Raw genomic sequence first — 16,030 nt, 5'->3', positions numbered from 1 at the left:
AGGTCAAGCGCAGTCTGAAAAACCACACCCTATATTGAAGATACAGGTATGCGGCGACCTCAGCTGAGCCATTATCAAAACAATAACTTGACGTAGAGTGAGCCTTATCGCCATCTTAAAGTCAATTGTTTTTGCACCTTTTTGTGAGTGGTTGTCATGTGTGCAGACCGTGTTACCGGCGATGAAGTCAGGGCCATGGTGCGTGAAGGCGCCAAGCGGCGGACGAGCTTTGCTTTCTGTCTGGATCCGCTCAAAGACCCCCTGATGATGATCCAGCCAGGCAACAAACCAGAGTCCCTGCGTGCGCCTCTGAAACAGGCTGGCGGCAAGCCTCCGATGCTCTGGGGAACCTATGTCGTACAGGGCGATCAGATGGAAATGACCTGCGAGCAGGCGCCTGCGCAAATGCTCATGCAGCTGAAGCGTTTTCTCAAATCCAACCGCCCCAAAGTGAATGTTTTGTTTTACGACGATGGCGGCAATATTCTTGACAGTCTCAAGCCAGAATCAGCCACGGCAGACGCCGCGCAAAATGCTGATAGTATTGATATTTCTGCCCCTGGAATTGATTCAAAAGCAATTGACCCGCTCAAGCGCAGGTTAAAACGCATTCAGCCGCGAATCGCGTTGGCCCCCGGCCCGCTTGAACTGAAACTAAACCGTGCTCTGGGTAAATCTGTTGGCCTCATCAACGCCGGGCGCCTGCAAGAGGCCGAAACACTGATCCTGGTGATCGAACGGGCCCTCGCCGCCCTTGGCAAGGATCGCGAAGACGAAGACACCACCCTGAAACGCGGCCAGCGCGAGTCTGATCAGCGCTCTCTTGGGGCCCAGGTCAAACGGGCGCAGGGCTTGCAGGCCCATGTGGCCCGCGCCCCCGGCCCCGCCCGCGACCGGCTGACCCAGGCCATTCACAAAGCTGCCCGACTGCTGAAACAGCGTGATCTGAATGGCGCACGAGATGCCATGGACAAAATCGAAAAGGCCCTGACCTCGCTGGTCTGAACCGCCCCTTGCAGGGCCAGGTCATATGGGCAAACCCAACCGTTATGTGACCCGGAGCTTGCGCCCCGACCCACAGATAAGACCCTACAATTTGAATAGTGATTCCTACCAACTCCGGAGACCGCGATGCCCTTCACCTCTTCTGTTCTTTCCCTGATGAGCCGCAGCTTTGCCATTATCCTGCTGGTCATGGTTCCGCAGCTCAGCCGGGCTGAAACCGGTCCGCTCTTGGTCGAGCTGAACAAGATGGAAGAAATTGACGGCGGTGGCTGTCGCGCCTTTTTCCTCTTTCGCAATCAAACCGGCAAGAGCTTTGCCGGCTTTGAAATGTCGCTGGCCATTCTGGATGGCGACGGCATAATCGACAGGCTGCTATCGGTGGATGCCTCCCCCCTACCCGTCCAGCGCACAACCTTGAAACTATTTGAAATTCCAGAGACTTCCTGCAGCAATATCTCTGAAATTCTGCTGCATGACGTCACCTCCTGCCAGCCACAGAACGAAGCCCAAATGGATTGCTTCCCGATCCTCACGCTGGGTTCACGCGCCACAACCAAACTGGTGAAATAATCATGGGAGCAATTCTGGAAAACCTCACGACGGGGGGGCCGGTGATCGCCTTGCTGGCTGTGATTTCGGTGCTCTCCATTACCCTGATCGCGGTGAAACTGCTGCGGCTCTGGCCGGTGACCTCTGGCAAGGACCAGCGTCAGAACGCGATCGAGCTGTGGCAAACAGGGGATAAACATGGGGCCCAGGCCCTGATCGAGCAGGGAAAATCCCCTGCCGACAGGATCCTGCAGTATGCGATGGGCGCGCTGCAAAACGGTCTCAAAGGCCCGCTGTTGACCGCTGAGCTAGAGCGCCGCGGCAATGAGGAAGTCCAACGCATGAACGGTCTCATCCGGCTGCTAGAGCTCATTGCCATGGTGTCCCCGCTGCTGGGTCTGCTTGGCACGGTTCTGGGCATGATCCAGTCATTTCAGGAATTGGAACTGGCGCAGGGCGCCGCCAATGCCTCGGTACTGGCCGGGGGGATCTGGCAGGCTCTGCTGACCACTGCAGCGGGTCTGGTCGTGGCTATTCCAGCGGCCATCGCAGCCGGGTTGTTTTCTGCCCGCATCGACAGGGCCGCGCTGATGATCGAAAGCGCGGTGGGGCAGTTGATGCTGGCGGATCATGGCCGCTAGCAGCTGGAGACGCCCCTGATGATTCTCAAACGCCGCGCCCCGCCTCAGGCCCTGATCTCGCTGGTGCCTATGATCGACGTGATGTTGATCCTGTTGGTGTTCTTTATGGTGACCTCGACCTATCTCAATCTGGATATGATCCCGGCCCTGCACCCTGCTGAAGGTCGCGCGCAGCCAAATGAGCCATCTGATACGCGCTTGATGATCCGCATTCAGGCAGATGGCAGGCCCAGTCTGCGCGGCGACACCCTGACGCCGCAGGAGCTGAACCAAATTTTGGCGCAGGCCCTGGCCAAAGATCCCCAGGCGCAGCTGGTCATTCTACCGTCAAACTCCGCGTCCACCCAGGATCTGATTTCAATAATGGATCAATCCGCCACGGCCGGGGTGCAGAACATGCGCGTGTTGCGACTGGAGGCCCGGCAATGAAGCTGAAACGCGCCAGTCGTGCCCCACAGTCAGAGACAATTATCGCGCTAATCGACGTCGTCTTCTTCCTGCTGGTGTTTTTTATGCTGATTGGACGCATGGACGCCACCGCGCCCTTTGACGTCGCACCGCCACAGGCCCAAACCGGGCGAGACATGCCCGCAGGCGGCGTTACCCTGGCGATCTCAAAACAGGGCAATCTGGCCCTGGATGGCAGCACAATCGCCCCGGCGGCTCTGGCCGCGGCACTGACCGAGCAACTGGCACGGGATGCCAGCCTGCGTCTGCGCATCAATGCCCACCGCGACGCGGATCTTCGGCATGTTCTGCCCTATGTCAGCCAGGCCGAAACCCTGGGCATCCGGGATGTTATACTGGTGGTCACACCAGAGCGCGCGCCGCAAACAGGGTCACACCCGTGAAGCCGCCAGCGACCTCCCCTGCCCTCACGGCTCTCAAGCCCCGGGCCGGGCTGTGGAGCCTGGGGCTTGGGCTCTCTGTCGCCGTCCATCTTGTTGCACTGGCTGCCCTGATGCCGTTCATAGATCCCGATCCCGTGGTCCAGCAACCCAGCCCAAAAAGCGCGCTAACGATGGAATCCCAGACTGTTGCGCGCAGTCAGGCACAGGAACAAACCGTCACTCCCGACCCCGGCAAGCAAGTCCCTGCGCAGGGCGACAGCCTCGCCCCTGGTGCAGTGCAGGAAACCACGGCCCAGGCCAGCGCCCCTGCCCTGCTCCCGGTTACAGCCGCCGCAGCACAGGGAGATCAGCTGCCCAGCCTCGCCCCCCCCGGTGTCACAGCAGCGGTACAAGCCCCCGATGCTCCGTCGGCCCCTGCCCGTCCACTTGCCAGCCAGCCAGCACTGGCGCGCCTTGCAGCGGGGCTTCTCGTAGCCGCTCAGGACGCTGACCTCCAACCCGTGCCAGCGCAACAGCCCGCTCTCGCCGCCACTCAGGCGCAAGCCCCCCCTGCGAACACCGTCGCAGCGGCAGCGCCAGACCTCATCCCGGCCAGTCCTGCTCACGCGCAGGGCCAATCTCTGGCCGAGACCGCCACCATCCCCCAACAGGCAGCCGAAAGCCCGTCCCAATCAGAAGCAATCACCGCAGCCCTGGCCTTTCAGGGCGATGGGACCAAAGATCTAGACCCGGCCTCTATCGCCGCCTTTCAAAGCTTCACCAGACCTGGCGACCCCGGCAGTCAGGCAGCAGACTTGCGCGATGGTCTTGCCGGATTGCTCGGTGCGGTGCCCTGTTCCCGGCTGCAAGTGGTCTTTGACCCCGACACCGCCACGCTGGAGCTGCGGGGACACTTGCCCGAAGATGGGCTGCGACAGCCGGTGCTGGCAGCTCTGCAGGCACAGATGGGCCGCGATATTGCGCTCTCCGACAAGATGCGGCTGTTGCCACGTCCACAGTGCGGCGCGCTTAGTGGTATTTCCACGGTTGGCCTGCCGCAAAGCACCGACCAGATCACCAATCCTCTGCTTCTGGGCGCCGATGCCCAGGCCCGTGTTCTCAGCTATTCCGGCGGCGAGCAGCTGTACTTTGACCTGACCGCGCCAGACTACCCGGCCTATCTTTATGTCGATTACTTTGACGCGGCCGGTGATGTGATCCATCTCAGCCCCAATGCGCAAATTCCGCTAAAACTGGCCGAGCCCAAAAGTGCCCAGCGTGTTGGTGCCAAAACCCCCAAAGACTCCGGCCTGCAAATCACCGTTGGACCGCCCTATGGTCAGGAAATTGCAGTTGCATTTGCAGCCTCTTCTCCTCTTTACGAAGGTCTGCGACCGCTCAGCGAACCTGCCGCTGCCTATCTTGATTTCCTACGCCGCAAGGTCGCCGAGAAAAGAGATCAAGATATTGATTTTAAAGGAGAATGGGTCTACTTTCTAATCGAAACTCAAGCCAAGTGAGACTCTGCAGCATGCCTGGGGCATGCTGCCAGGCCCAACGAAGATTGGGCAATCTGTGATTGTCGATCTTGGGCGGGAGCCCCCCCCTTTTTTTGCGACTTAGACAAGAACGGGCAAGCGATCCCCAAACGGCTTTACCCAGCAGGTCCGCGCTATTGACAACCACCCGCCGCCCAGGACTTCAAGCTCCGCTTCATGACCCCGCCAAAGGGATGTTGTTTGCTCAGCGACCGCTGCATATTCAGGCTTAGATAGGTATTGGCCTGGGTGCACAGGCGCTCGCGAGTCCATTGATGGCAGGAACTGCAATTTTGTGATTTCCAGTAGCTTTCCGGCAGGCCCTCGATTGGCGGAAACATCGGCGTCTGGTCAATAAGCTCAGCGAGACTACGCCCACTGATCTGTTCCAGTTCAGACACCAATGGGCTGGCAAAGGTCACGGGCCCTGCCTCCGAGTGGCGCGGCTCTGCGCTGGCTTGCGCGCTTGCTGGGCCGGCGTCAGCCACGGTGCCCTCGCCGATCGGATCGCTGCCTTGTCCCATCTGTAAGGCAGCAATTTCGGTCGTCACGATTTCAGCGTATGTCCCCGTGGGGTAGCTTTGCATATAGGCTTCATAGGCCGCTAGGGACCCATCTTCCTGCGCCGCTTTGAACAGGGCTGTTTCCTGTTCATCCGGCGCCACTGGTGATGTCGCTGGCGCAGAGGTGTCGACGGACAGCTCTTCAGCCATGACCTCTGCCAACAGCGCGCGCGCCTCCGGTGTATAGGTTCCTTCCGGATAGCCCCGTAAGAACAGCATCAGTTGCACCGGATCGCGGGCACTTTGTACCGAACGCCAAAGCTGCAATTCTTCTGTTTCTGCCGCTGACAGGACCGGGCTTGGTGGTGCTTCGGCAAACACAAAGTCACTCACCAAAGAGGAGGTATCCCAAGGGGTCTGCTGTCCGTCGCTCTGGGCAAGCACAGCGCGGCGCACCTCTTTGAAAGCCTGTTCCACCGGCTGGCCCGGCACCACAATCTGTTCCACCAAGGCCTGGGTAAAGGGACTGTTCGCCCCCTGCCCATCCAGCGCCACCCCTCCGGGCGCCGTCGCATAGGCCAGAAAAGTACCTGTTGGCGCCTTCATTTCAGCCAAACCACTTTCATTCAGCTCCGGCACGTTTTCAAAAGGATTATTGCGACAGGCATCGAGGATCACCAAATTGGTTCGATTGCGCGCCGACGCCATCTGCCGCAGCACGGTTTGCGCTTCAACCGCCATTAGGTCCAGATCCGCTGCATCTGACAACGCCACATCCACCGGCAACAGGTAATTGTTGCCAAAGCTTTGTACCCCATGTCCTGCATAATAAAACAATCCGGTGGCATCGGCGCCTGCGGCCCGCAGATCACGACCGAACTGGGCAATCGCCAGCTTCATCTCAACCTGACTCATGTTCACCGCCATGGAGACCGTAAAACCAAGCCCCTCCAGTGTCTGGGAAATCATGCGGGCATCATTCACCGGATTATCCAGGGCGGAAACACTGCCATAGGAGGCATTGCCAATAACCAACGCCAGCCGCGCGCCTCCCCCGGGGGTGGTGGCGCGCGCAGACCCTGACAGAAGTGCAACAAGCACTACTATGCGAAACAGGCACTTGGCCCAAAAACCAGTCACTAGTCTTAAACTCCAATACTCTGTCCCCGCGGGGACACCTTGCAAAATTGAGGTATTTACTGGCCGAGGCTACGCAATACTTGCTTTTTGTCCTAGGATTTTTGTTACTCTAGAGAAGCCGCCCAAACTTTGGCCGTCATCCGGGCGGTCCCATTTGATCTTTCTAGTATGAGTATTTTATCATGATACGCCAGCTTCTTCGCCCAGTCTTCGTCCTCTTGGCTCTTTTCGCCCACCCAGCCTTGGCAGCGGATCCATTTGAACATGGCTGGCAACTTGACCAGGAGGCATCGGCCATCACCTTCCTGTCGATCAAAAAGGACACGGTTGCAGAAACCAGTCAGTTTGCCGCCATGAGTGGCCAGATCACCGAACGGGGGGTGGCCCAGTTGGTTATCGCTCTGGATTCGGTCGATACACAAATTGACCTGCGAAACGTTCGTATGCGGTTCCTGTTCTTTGAAACATTCAGTTTCCCCGAAGCCACAGTAACCGCAGTTCTGGACCCTTTGTCACTGCAGGATCTCCCCAGCCTGCGGCGCAAGGTGATCAATTTGCCAGTGACCCTGTCGCTACATGGTGCCGAGGTAGAGCTCGAATCAGAGGTCGCCGTAACTTTGGTCAGCAATGATCGGATCACTATCTCCACCCTCAATCCCGTCATTCTACAGCTCGAAGATTTTAACCTGATGGCAGGACGGGACAAGCTGCAGGAGGCCGCCAATGTCACCATTACCCCGTTGGGCATTGTCAATCTAAACCTCGCCTTTGACCGTCGGGCACCTGGCACACCAGTCCTGGCCGTGCCTGCCACATCCGGGGCCAGCGCAGCTTTGGAGACCGCTGGCGATTTCAGTCGCGAGGCCTGTATTGGGCGGTTTGACATTCTGTCCCGCAGCCGCAGCGTGAATTTCGCGCCGGGAACGTCGCGACTGGATCAAAAATCCACCAGCTTTTTGGACAGCCTGTTTGATATTGTCAGCCGGTGCCCCGACCTGCTGATTGAGATCGGCGGCCACACAGATAACAAAGGCAGCGCCGCGGCAAATACCCGGCTCAGCCAAAAGCGCGCAAATTCCGTTGTCAGATACCTGTCAAATAAGGGCATCGCGCGGGCACGTCTGCAATCCGTCGGCTACGGTGAAGCAAGCCCCTTGGTCCCCAATGACACAGCGCAGAACCGGGCAAAGAACCGACGCATCGCTTTTAAGGTTCTCAACTAACCTTCTCAAATAGCTGCCCCCAAAACCAAAAGGCTGTCCCCGCGGGGACAGCCTTTTTCTTTAAACACAATACCCGGCAGATCAGTCGGAAATCTCACCCTCTTCCAACGCAGCGAAAAAGGCAGCGATAGCGGTTTCCAGCCGGTAGCGGTCAATGACTGAAAAATCCCGTTCCATCGCCAGCTCGATACGACCGTCCCGCGCCTGACAGCGTACCGTCCCCGAGGGGACAGCGCAGCGCAAAGTGGTTTTGGCAACGCCAGTCTTTGCTTGGCCCCCTGTCATTCCGGCAGACCGGCCAGCCTCAGCGCTGCCCAAAGATCCGGATAGGAACCCGCGCAGCACCGCCAACTCTGCCTCCGCGTCGGGCCGCGGGGTGTTTTGCAAAACCTGCCTCAGTTCTTCCGCCAGAGGCTCCTCCTCCAAAAGCCGTTTCTTAAGCTCCAGCCCCAACGCTCTTGGGATCGCTTCGGCAAACTGCAGACACGTTCCGATCATGTCCAACAGCTCCGCAAAATGACGGATGTAGTTGCGTTTCTGCCGCCCGGCCGAGGCATAGAGATGACTCACAGCATCTTCTACCTGGTCACAGCCGGTGTCAGGATCCTGCGCATAAGACAGCGCCAGCTGCGCCATTTCCGCAAAAGAGATGTCGCGGCGCACCAGGTTTTCATCCACCATGCGCCGATATAGCCCCTGTAGATCCTGGCCCTTGGCAATCAGCCCAGCGGGGATCGCGGCAAATTCCTCCGCGCCGGTTTCCGCATAAAGCGCCCGATAGGCGGAGAGACGACGAAAGCCCTGGATCAGCTGGTAGCTGCCATCGGCCTCTTCTTCGACCCGGATAGGATTGGACAGACCAATACTGCGGATCGAGGCCTGCAGCTCTTCCAGTTCTGGATCACGCGAGGTTGCTCGGTCCCGCACCAGCTTGCTGGTGGAGATTTGGTCCAGCGGAATGCGATCAACCACCAGCCCAAGTGCCTTGAGCCGAACAAACTCATGCGCCAGGCGGTCGTTTTCGGCCCGGATATTCTGCTCCGCCACTGCTCGCGCCTTGAGCGCCTCTGCGTTTTCCGAGATCGCGGTGGCCATGGGGCCACGACGGCTTTCGGAAACCGGAGCGCCATCCGCCTTTGGGGCAGGGGGGGGCGCAGCGGGTTTGGGTGCAGGGTCCGCAGGAAAGTTGATGTCAAAAACGCGGCGTTTGCTCATGGTCTATCCTCCATCTTCTCCCAGGCTTCGGCGGCATAGCCTTTGAATTCTTCATAGGCCTGATCAAAGGACGCCCGGGCGCGCCGCCAAGTTTCGCGGGTCATGTCCCGGTAATCAATCTCGTAGATCGAACTCAGGAACCGGCCCGATTGTTCAACCGCCCGGGTCATTTCGATCGGGTGATCGGCCATGCGCCCGTCAAAGACCTTGATAAAGGCATCGCGCATGGCGCGGTGCAAATCGTTGCCACTTTCATAGCGCGTCAGCAAAAAGCGCACGTCGAGAAAGGCCTTGGGCAGGGTGAATGTCCCCGCGGGGACAACCCCGTTAAAGGCCGACAGATCCTCCAGTGCCTCGGACAGCTGGCCGATAAAGGAAGTGGTCGAGTCGTATTCCCAATAGCCGGGGCCGGAGGGGATATAAAGCATGTCGGCAGCAAAGACCGCATTCATCGACTGATAACCAATCGCCGGAGGGCAATCAAAAATGATCATATCGTAGTCATCCGCCGAGACCTGATCGAGATAGCGTGACACCGCAGCAAAGAAGGACCACTCAGGATTGAGATGCCGGTACTGAGCGCTGGCAAATTCAACAAAGGCCGCATTGGCACAGCTAGGTACCAGATCAATGGTCGGCCAGCTGGTCGGCTTGATAAAGTCATTGATGCGCAGATCCTGCAGCCCCATGCCGGTGATCGCTTCCGGCAGGGTCCGTTCAGGCAGGGCGGCACCAGATTCGGCCCCGCGCGCCGAGGCATTCATCCGCTCGGTCTCGCGCACAAGATCCCGCGCCATGATGCCCCAGACTGTGTAGTCCTCGGTCACATCGCTCAGCCCCATGGAATGGGACAGCGTCGCCTGTGGATCAAAGTCAACGCAGAGCACCCGGTAGCCATCCAGGGCCGCAGCATGGGCGAAATGCAAAGCCACAGTGGATTTGCCGGCCCCGCCTTTGAAGTTGGAAATCGCCACCCGCAGGGCGCGCTTGCCTTCGGGACGCGGTGGCATCAATGATTTGCGATTGATCTTGATGCGACGCCGCAGCTCATTGATCTCTTCCAATGAATACCAACGCTGACGCCCGTCTTCTTCCACATGGCCCTGGGGCAGCGAAGGATCTGCGGCCAGACGCCCGCGCAGGGTAGACTGATTGACCTTAAAGATCAGCTCAGCCACCTCCCAACTGGAGAACCGCCGCAGGGTCTTTTCCATCTCCGGGGAAAAGGTCTGCTGCCGGATCCAGCTCTGCATCTTCAAGGACTGGGCCTGTAATTTCGCCAGGTCTTCGTGAGTGAACATGACTGCCTCTCGCTTTTTGCTATGTCTCTCGTCCTTTTAGGCAGGACGCTAATTTTTCCTCAGTACTCATTTACGCCGGATTTGCTAAAAACGCAAAACCTATTACTCTGAAAAAGAGCGTCCTGTCCCCGCGGGGACACAGGGTGGAAAAGACCATAGAAAACAACGGGACGAGACCAGAAACCGATTCGCGATTCGCCCTGCCAAATTCCTGGCCCCATCCCGGCGAATGGCAGGGTGAGGCACCAAATATAGGGTGACAGTAAAAGAGCATCCGCTACCTAATGGGGGACATTTTCGCTCCATTAGGGGACATACATGGCGTCCCCCAATACCATTGATACCAATTTTTTCTTTCAAAAAAGGAATTGGGGACAGGGCCAAGCCAACTGGGCTCTTGACAGAATCGACATCAAGGACGCAAATCGTCTACATTGAATAAATAGCGTTGAGTTCCTGTCAGAAGGGCGCAACGTAAATCGGGACAACCCGATAATATGAGGCAGACAGCCCCGGATCAAACTTAACTTTCTCATGGGAAGGCTAATCTGATCTGGCCATTTTCAAAATGGTTTAGGGAACGCGAGAAGGACAGAAGGACCCATGCAGGTAAAGCGGCCCGCCGGGCGACATGCCTCGGTAGTGAAATATGATATCCTGACAGCCCTGGGTGCGTTTGCTTTGTCGCAGCCAAAATCACCGCAACGGCTTGTGTTGCGGTTTATGACTTTGATCACGGCACGCTACAATTGGTCTAGAAATGAGCTGACGGTTGGCCAACGCGAAATTGCCAGACTCTGGACTGTCGACGAACGGACAGTAAAACGGGAGATGGCAAAGCTACGCGCGATGGGCTGGCTGATTGTGAAGAAGCAGGGCGTTCGCGGTCGGGTCAGCGAGCATGGGCTCGACATGGACCGCATCTATGAAGATACCCGTACCAGCTGGTCCAACGTTGGCCCTGACTTTGAGCACCGCATGAAAGGGCAGGAGGCGCCGCCGACAAATGTTGTGCCCTTGCGGACAGGCCAAATTGCGGCCGCACCTGATCTAAGTGATGGCAATGAATGGAGCTTGGCAAAGGCTGTATTGCACCAAGAGGACCCGGCCATCTACACCGCCTGGATTGATGCGCTTAGCCGTAGCGAAAGGGCAGGGGGGCGGCTGACCTTGATCGCGCCCAGTCGCTTTCACGCCAACTATGTCTTGTCCCATCTAAAGCCAAGACTGCTGGCGGCCTGTCGCGATGTGGACGACCAGATTTCCGATATCGTGGTGCTGAGCTGATCCTGGCTAGGCCGCAGTCTTTCAAACCTTTGGCGACGGCTGTTTCCCGCAAATCGTGAGGATGATTTTGGGCTTGCCGAAATTATGCGATCCAGTAATTATACAACTGAATAATTACTGGATGCAGGGGATTCTTGGGCTCTGCCTGACCTAAGCCACTGGGCAGGTCAGGTAGACTTCACTCGAATGTATCTGCGCGAATGGGCGGGAAAGACATGAAAACCACAGATGTTACTGCACGATTGGCTTCTCTTGGTGGGGCCAAATGGGATCTCCATCTTGCCGCCCGCGATCGTATCGCAGCGGGCGCAGATATTATTGAGATGACCATCGGTGAGCCGGATGTCCCGGTTCCTGCAGAGCTGATGGATCACTCTATTGCCTCGATGCGGGCTGGCCGGACCGGGTATTCCGATGGCCGTGGCGAGCTCAATCTGCGCCGCGCCCTGGCGGAAAGCTACAGCAACAGCCGTGGGCGGGAGTTCGAGCCGGACAACTTCTTATGTTTCCCGGGCACCCAGACCGCCTTGTTTGCCGCGATGATGGGCGTGGCGCAGCATGGGGACGAAGTTCTGGTGGGCGATCCGATGTATGCCACCTACGAAGGCGTGGTTGCGGCCAGTGGTGCAAAAATGGTGCCTGTGCCGCTAAAGCCGGAAAACGGATTTCGGATGCAGGCTGCAGATGTTGCCAGCCGGATCACGCCGCGCACCCGCGCCCTGCTGCTGACCAGTCCGCATAATCCAACCGGTGCCATTTTGCGCCAGTCTGATCTGTTGGCGCTATGCGAGTTGGCGCGCATCCATGATTTTTGGATCCTCTCGGATGAAGTCTATGAGCAATTGGTTTTTGACGGCGCCGAGTTTGTCTCGCCCCTGTCGCTGCCTGACTACGCCGATCGGGTTATCGCGGTCTCATCCATCTCAAAATCCCATGCCTCACCTGGGTTCCGCAGTGGTTGGGCTGTTGGCTCCAAGGCATTTTGCGATGCGCTCTTGCCCTATTCCGAGACCATGCTGTTCGGCAACCAGCCGTTTATCGCAGATATGACGGAACTGGCGATCCGTGAGGGATCTTCTGTTTCCTCGGGGATGCGTCAACGATTCAGCCGACGGGCGCAATTGCTTGCAGACCGGGTAGAGGCCGAAACTGCGCTGCAGGTTCACCGCCCCGAGGCCGGCATGTTTGCCATGATCAATGTGGCGGCAACCGGGCTGACCGGCGATGCCTATGCCTGGGATCTGCTGGAAAACGGCGTCGCGGTGATGCCCGGATCAGCCTTTAGTGACAGCCTGACCTCCTGGGTTCGGGTGGCGCTGACCATCGAGGATGCAGAATTTGAAACGGCGTTGAATCGTCTCATATCCCACACACAAAGCCTGACAAGGGGGGTCGCATGACAGATTCTGTAAAAACCATCGGCGAAGCCCTTGTTGATGGTTTGAAAGCGCGCGATGTCTCTTGCGTTTTTGGCATTCCCGGCGTGCATACGGTTGAGCTTTATCGTGGGCTTGCCGCTTCGGGGCTGCGCCATGTGACGCCGCGCCACGAACAAGGCGCAGGGTTCATGGCCGATGGCTATGCCCGGGTGTCCGGCAAGCCCGGCGTGGCCTTTGTGATCACCGGGCCGGGCTTGACCAATACGCTGACCCCCATGGCACAGGCGCGGGCGGATTCGGTGCCGATGCTGGTGGTTTCTGGGGTTAATGCGCAGCCAAGCCTGGGCAAGGGCCTGGGCTGTCTGCATGAATTGCCAGATCAACAGGCGCTGGCGCAGACGGTTGCGTTGAGCTCGCACCATGTGGCAGAGGCTGAGGCGCTGGATCCGGCCCTAAACATGGCTTTTGAGCCGTTTTCCTCTGGTCGACCCGGCCCGACCCATATTCAGATCCCGTTGGATATCGCGGGCAGTGCCGTGGCGGAGCTTTCTGCGCCTGTCAGCGTCGAACCTGCCCCTGTGCCGGATACCCTGGTGCAGCAGGCGGCGCAGCTATTGGCACAGGCAAAGCACCCGGTCATTCTGGTCGGCGGTGGCGCCAAACGGGCAGGGAAGGCCCTATGTGCCTTGGCGGAACGTCTGGATGCTCCGGTTGTGCAAACCGCAAATGGCCGAGGCCTGATGTTTGGCCATGCCCTTGGGGTCCCGGCCAGCCCCAGCCTTATCGCGGTTCGTTCGCTGATCGAGAGCGCGGATGTTGTACTGGCCTTGGGGACGGAATTTGGTCCTACGGATTACGATATGTATGCCACCGACCAGTGGCCACAGATGCAGCAGTTGATCCGGGTGGATATCTGCGACCAACAATTGGATCGCCACCCGGCTGTTTTGCCAATCCTGGCAGAGGCTGGCAGCTTTGCCACGGCACTACAGGCGGCCCTGCCTGCTGAATGTGCCGGTTCAGACGGAGCAGAGCGAGCAGCCGAGGCACGTCAGGCGGCCCTGCAGGAAATCGGCGCGAACTACCGCGCCCAGGTTGCGGTTTTGAACGCGATGCGGGACGCCCTGCCCGGCAGTGTGATGGTGGGGGATTCCACCCAGCCGATCTATGCCGGAAACCTCTTTTATGATCACGACCACCCCGGCGGGTGGTTCAATGCGGCTACGGGATATGGCGCGCTTGGCTATGGGATCCCTGCGGCCATTGGTGCGGCCATTGCGGCACCGGAGCGGCCGGTGATCTGTATTGTCGGCGATGGCGGGGCGCAGTTTTCTCTGCCTGAGGTGATGACGGCGGTGGACGAAAACCTGCCAATCACCTTTGTGATCTGGAACAACCAAGGCTACCGCGAGATTGCCACCTCGATGCAGGATGTTGGCGTTGCGGTGATTGGCTGCGATCCGACGCCGCCAAATTTTGCGGCCACTGCGCTGTCGTTTGGAATTCCCCATGTCAGTGCTGCCGATGACCCGGCAGAGATCGCTGCTGCCATTACCAAAAACCAGGGCCAGGGGCCCTGCATTGTTGAAATAACCGCGCCTGTCTTTGCGCCAGCTGAGGATTAAGCTGATGACGAACCCGAGTTTTGAATTCTCCCGTGCGATTACCCGCCGCCCTGCCGCCAGCATTGTTGATGGGCTGCGGGCCACCGAAATGGGGACGCCCAGCCTGACAGGCATGCTGGCAGCGCACACGCAGTATGTGGCGGCGCTCAAAAGCACTGGCGCTGAGGTGATTGAACTGGAGCCTCTGGAGGCGTTTCCAGATGCGGTTTTTGTTGAGGATACTGCTCTTTGCTTGCCGCAGGGGGCGGTTCTGATGCGCCCGGGTGCGCCGTCACGTATGGGCGAAGTGGCTGAAATGGCGCCAACTTTGCGGGACTGCTACGCGGATGTCCGCGAAATCAGCGGGCCGGGCCACATCGAGGGTGGCGACATCCTGGTGACGGGACGCGAAGTGCTGGTTGGGCGCTCGGATCGGACTGATGCGGCCGGGGTCGCCGAGCTGGCTGAGATCGTGGCGGACTGGGGCCATTCTCTGCGCGAAGTCTTCACACCGCCGGGTGTTTTGCATTTCAAGACTGACTGTTCCCTGATGGATGGTGAAACCATTCTGGCAACCAAACGGCTGTCGGCCTCTGGCTGCTTTGAAGGGTATCGGATCTTGGATGTGGCCGATGGCGAAGAGGCGGCGGCCAATGCCATTCGGTTCAACAATCTAGTGCTCTGCCCGGCAGGATTTCCCCGCACCGCCGAGATGCTGGACAAGGCGGGATTTGAAGTGGTGCAGATCGACAATAGCGATTGTGCGAAACTGGATGGCGGCATGTCCTGTCTGTCGCTGCGGTTCTGATCTAGCCCCGTTCTGCGCAGCAGTTCAGCTGCGGATCTGAGGCAGCTTGGCCCCTGTCCAATAGGCGCCACTGTCCTGTCTCAACGCTTCATAGGCCTCAATCCGGTGGCGTGCTTCTGCGCCGCCGGCCTCAATCAGATGGGTCAGCAGGCAATCAAGCACCGCCATCGCCCCGCCGTAGGCGCCAAAGGGATGCAGGGAGGCGGTTGTGACCGTCAGAACGTGATCTGCCTCAACCCCCGGGGCGATGACCTCGCTGTCCGAAATCAGCACGATGCGGGCGCCGAGCTTGCGGGCCTGACGCAGGGCCTGGATGGTGCTGGTTGAATAGGGGGCAAAGGTGATGGCAATCAGGCAGTCCTCTGGCCCCAGACCAATCAGATCATCCAGGGTGGTGCCGACATGGCGTGGCACCAGATCAATCGCCGGCAGGGCCATGCGCGCCACGTAGTGAAAATAATAGGCCAGCGCATAGCTGGCGCGGCTGGCGGTCACGTAGCACTGTTTGGCACTCCGTAGGGTTTCGACAATCGCCTGGGTGCGGTCTGCACCCATCTGGCGTAGTGAGCGCGATACCATGTTCAGCTCGCTTTGCACCGCGCTGGCCTGAAGCGCTGCCGCTGGCCCATGCCCGGCCATCTGGCCAATCCAATCCGCAGCACCCGGGCCTTCGTTAGAGGTGATCAGCGCATCTCGGAAGGGGCGACGCAGGGCATCAAAACTGTCATACCCCAGCCGGTCCGCAAGGCGCACAAAGCTGTTGGCACTGATCTGGGCCTTGCGTGCAGTGTCACGTACGGGATCCAGCGCAAAGCTGCCCGGATTGTCGATGATGTATTTTGCGGCCTGCGCCAGTTTGGCAGGCATTTGCCCGATGTGATCTTTAAGGGCGACAATCAGCCGGGCGGTCTGTTTCGGGTCGAGATGTGGATCCATAAGGCATTAAGATCATATGATTGCCCTGGGTGGAATTCATAACAACCGTTCTGGCGGTTTTGTGATGGGCA

General features: G+C 58.7%; 15 protein-coding genes. 11 read left to right on the top strand and 4 right to left on the bottom strand.

From position 1 onward, the window contains the following. The first annotated feature begins 156 nt into the window (after positions 1-156). From QZ268_RS04875 to QZ268_RS04850, 6 genes are all read left to right on the top strand, one after another. Positions 157-1,005, top strand: a complete 849-nt coding sequence (locus QZ268_RS04875) for a hypothetical protein (RefSeq protein ID WP_295448891.1) — start codon at positions 157-159, stop codon at positions 1,003-1,005. Between the two features lie 126 nt (positions 1,006-1,131). After that, positions 1,132-1,575 (top strand): hypothetical protein, encoded by a 444-nt coding sequence (locus QZ268_RS04870; protein ID WP_295448888.1) that lies wholly within the window; start codon positions 1,132-1,134, stop codon positions 1,573-1,575. Positions 1,576-1,577: 2 nt separating this feature from the next. Next, positions 1,578-2,195, top strand: a complete 618-nt coding sequence (locus QZ268_RS04865; RefSeq protein ID WP_295448884.1) for a MotA/TolQ/ExbB proton channel family protein — start codon at positions 1,578-1,580, stop codon at positions 2,193-2,195. 18 nt (positions 2,196-2,213) lie between these two features. Beyond that, complete coding sequence (locus QZ268_RS04860) at positions 2,214-2,624, top strand: biopolymer transporter ExbD (RefSeq protein ID WP_295448881.1); 411 nt, start codon at positions 2,214-2,216, stop codon at positions 2,622-2,624. Beyond that, a complete protein-coding gene (locus tag QZ268_RS04855) occupies positions 2,621-3,046 on the top strand; it encodes a biopolymer transporter ExbD (protein WP_295448879.1) in 426 nt (141 codons plus the stop codon). The genes QZ268_RS04860 and QZ268_RS04855 overlap by 4 nt, the downstream gene beginning before the upstream one ends. Before the next feature lie 170 nt (positions 3,047-3,216). After that, the gene (locus QZ268_RS04850) at positions 3,217-4,545 is read left to right on the top strand and encodes a DUF4384 domain-containing protein (RefSeq protein ID WP_295448875.1); all 1,329 of its coding nucleotides are present in this window, start codon (positions 3,217-3,219) and stop codon (positions 4,543-4,545) included. 152 nt (positions 4,546-4,697) lie between these two features. Here the strand turns inward: QZ268_RS04850 and QZ268_RS04845 are convergent, their stop codons facing one another. Continuing rightward, positions 4,698-6,206 carry a caspase family protein gene (locus QZ268_RS04845; RefSeq protein WP_295448872.1) on the bottom strand — a complete coding sequence of 503 codons (1,509 nt, stop codon included), beginning with the start codon at positions 6,204-6,206 and terminating at the stop codon, positions 4,698-4,700. Between the two features lie 242 nt (positions 6,207-6,448). Here QZ268_RS04845 and QZ268_RS04840 point away from each other — a divergent pair, with 242 nt between their 5' ends. Beyond that, positions 6,449-7,429, top strand: coding sequence for an OmpA family protein (locus QZ268_RS04840; protein ID WP_349387226.1), 981 nt, complete (start codon positions 6,449-6,451; stop codon positions 7,427-7,429). A gap of 81 nt (positions 7,430-7,510) precedes the next feature. Here QZ268_RS04840 and QZ268_RS04835 read toward each other — a convergent pair whose 3' ends face one another. Together QZ268_RS04835 and QZ268_RS04830 are read right to left on the bottom strand one after the other, a co-directional pair. Beyond that, on the bottom strand, positions 7,511-8,644 hold the full coding sequence (locus QZ268_RS04835; protein WP_295448866.1) for a ParB N-terminal domain-containing protein: 1,134 nt from the start codon (positions 8,642-8,644) through the stop codon (positions 7,511-7,513). Beyond that, a complete protein-coding gene (locus QZ268_RS04830) occupies positions 8,641-9,945 on the bottom strand; it encodes an AAA family ATPase (RefSeq protein ID WP_295448863.1) in 1,305 nt (434 codons plus the stop codon). The genes QZ268_RS04835 and QZ268_RS04830 overlap by 4 nt, the downstream gene beginning before the upstream one ends. A gap of 603 nt (positions 9,946-10,548) precedes the next feature. Here QZ268_RS04830 and QZ268_RS04825 point away from each other — a divergent pair. The 4 genes from QZ268_RS04825 to QZ268_RS04810 all read left to right on the top strand — a co-directional run bounded on the left by QZ268_RS04825 (position 10,549) and on the right by QZ268_RS04810 (position 15,023). Further along, a complete protein-coding gene (locus QZ268_RS04825; RefSeq protein WP_295448860.1) occupies positions 10,549-11,232 on the top strand; it encodes a DnaA N-terminal domain-containing protein in 684 nt (227 codons plus the stop codon). 215 nt (positions 11,233-11,447) lie between these two features. Continuing rightward, entirely contained in the window at positions 11,448-12,632 is a 1,185-nt protein-coding gene (locus QZ268_RS04820) for a pyridoxal phosphate-dependent aminotransferase (RefSeq protein ID WP_295448857.1), read from the top strand. Beyond that, complete coding sequence (locus QZ268_RS04815) at positions 12,629-14,236, top strand: 5-guanidino-2-oxopentanoate decarboxylase (protein WP_295448854.1); 1,608 nt, start codon at positions 12,629-12,631, stop codon at positions 14,234-14,236. The genes QZ268_RS04820 and QZ268_RS04815 overlap by 4 nt, the downstream gene beginning before the upstream one ends. 4 nt (positions 14,237-14,240) lie before the next feature. Further along, the gene (locus QZ268_RS04810; protein WP_295448851.1) at positions 14,241-15,023 is read left to right on the top strand and encodes an arginine deiminase family protein; all 783 of its coding nucleotides are present in this window, start codon (positions 14,241-14,243) and stop codon (positions 15,021-15,023) included. A 24-nt stretch (positions 15,024-15,047) separates the two neighbouring features. Here QZ268_RS04810 and QZ268_RS04805 read toward each other — a convergent pair whose 3' ends face one another. Further along, positions 15,048-15,959, bottom strand: a complete 912-nt coding sequence (locus QZ268_RS04805) for a MurR/RpiR family transcriptional regulator (protein WP_295448848.1) — start codon at positions 15,957-15,959, stop codon at positions 15,048-15,050. Positions 15,960-16,030: the final 71 nt, after the last annotated feature.

This window comes from uncultured Pseudophaeobacter sp., assembly GCA_905479575.1.
GTDB lineage: Bacteria > Pseudomonadota > Alphaproteobacteria > Rhodobacterales > Rhodobacteraceae > Pseudophaeobacter.
This window is presented reverse-complemented; position numbering and strand designations above follow the sequence as displayed.

Coding starts and splice junctions, on each gene's coding strand:
- QZ268_RS04855 (WP_295448879.1), top strand. CDS start 2,621: ATGAAGCTGAAACGCGCCAGTCGTGCCCCACAGTCAGAGACAATTATC.
- QZ268_RS04815 (WP_295448854.1), top strand. CDS start 12,629: ATGACAGATTCTGTAAAAACCATCGGCGAAGCCCTTGTTGATGGTTTG.
- QZ268_RS04830 (WP_295448863.1), bottom strand. CDS start 9,945: ATGTTCACTCACGAAGACCTGGCGAAATTACAGGCCCAGTCCTTGAAG.
- QZ268_RS04825 (WP_295448860.1), top strand. CDS start 10,549: ATGCAGGTAAAGCGGCCCGCCGGGCGACATGCCTCGGTAGTGAAATAT.
- QZ268_RS04805 (WP_295448848.1), bottom strand. CDS start 15,959: ATGGATCCACATCTCGACCCGAAACAGACCGCCCGGCTGATTGTCGCC.
- QZ268_RS04820 (WP_295448857.1), top strand. CDS start 11,448: ATGAAAACCACAGATGTTACTGCACGATTGGCTTCTCTTGGTGGGGCC.
- QZ268_RS04870 (WP_295448888.1), top strand. CDS start 1,132: ATGCCCTTCACCTCTTCTGTTCTTTCCCTGATGAGCCGCAGCTTTGCC.
- QZ268_RS04860 (WP_295448881.1), top strand. CDS start 2,214: ATGATTCTCAAACGCCGCGCCCCGCCTCAGGCCCTGATCTCGCTGGTG.
- QZ268_RS04865 (WP_295448884.1), top strand. CDS start 1,578: ATGGGAGCAATTCTGGAAAACCTCACGACGGGGGGGCCGGTGATCGCC.
- QZ268_RS04810 (WP_295448851.1), top strand. CDS start 14,241: ATGACGAACCCGAGTTTTGAATTCTCCCGTGCGATTACCCGCCGCCCT.
- QZ268_RS04875 (WP_295448891.1), top strand. CDS start 157: ATGTGTGCAGACCGTGTTACCGGCGATGAAGTCAGGGCCATGGTGCGT.
- QZ268_RS04850 (WP_295448875.1), top strand. CDS start 3,217: ATGGAATCCCAGACTGTTGCGCGCAGTCAGGCACAGGAACAAACCGTC.
- QZ268_RS04835 (WP_295448866.1), bottom strand. CDS start 8,644: ATGAGCAAACGCCGCGTTTTTGACATCAACTTTCCTGCGGACCCTGCA.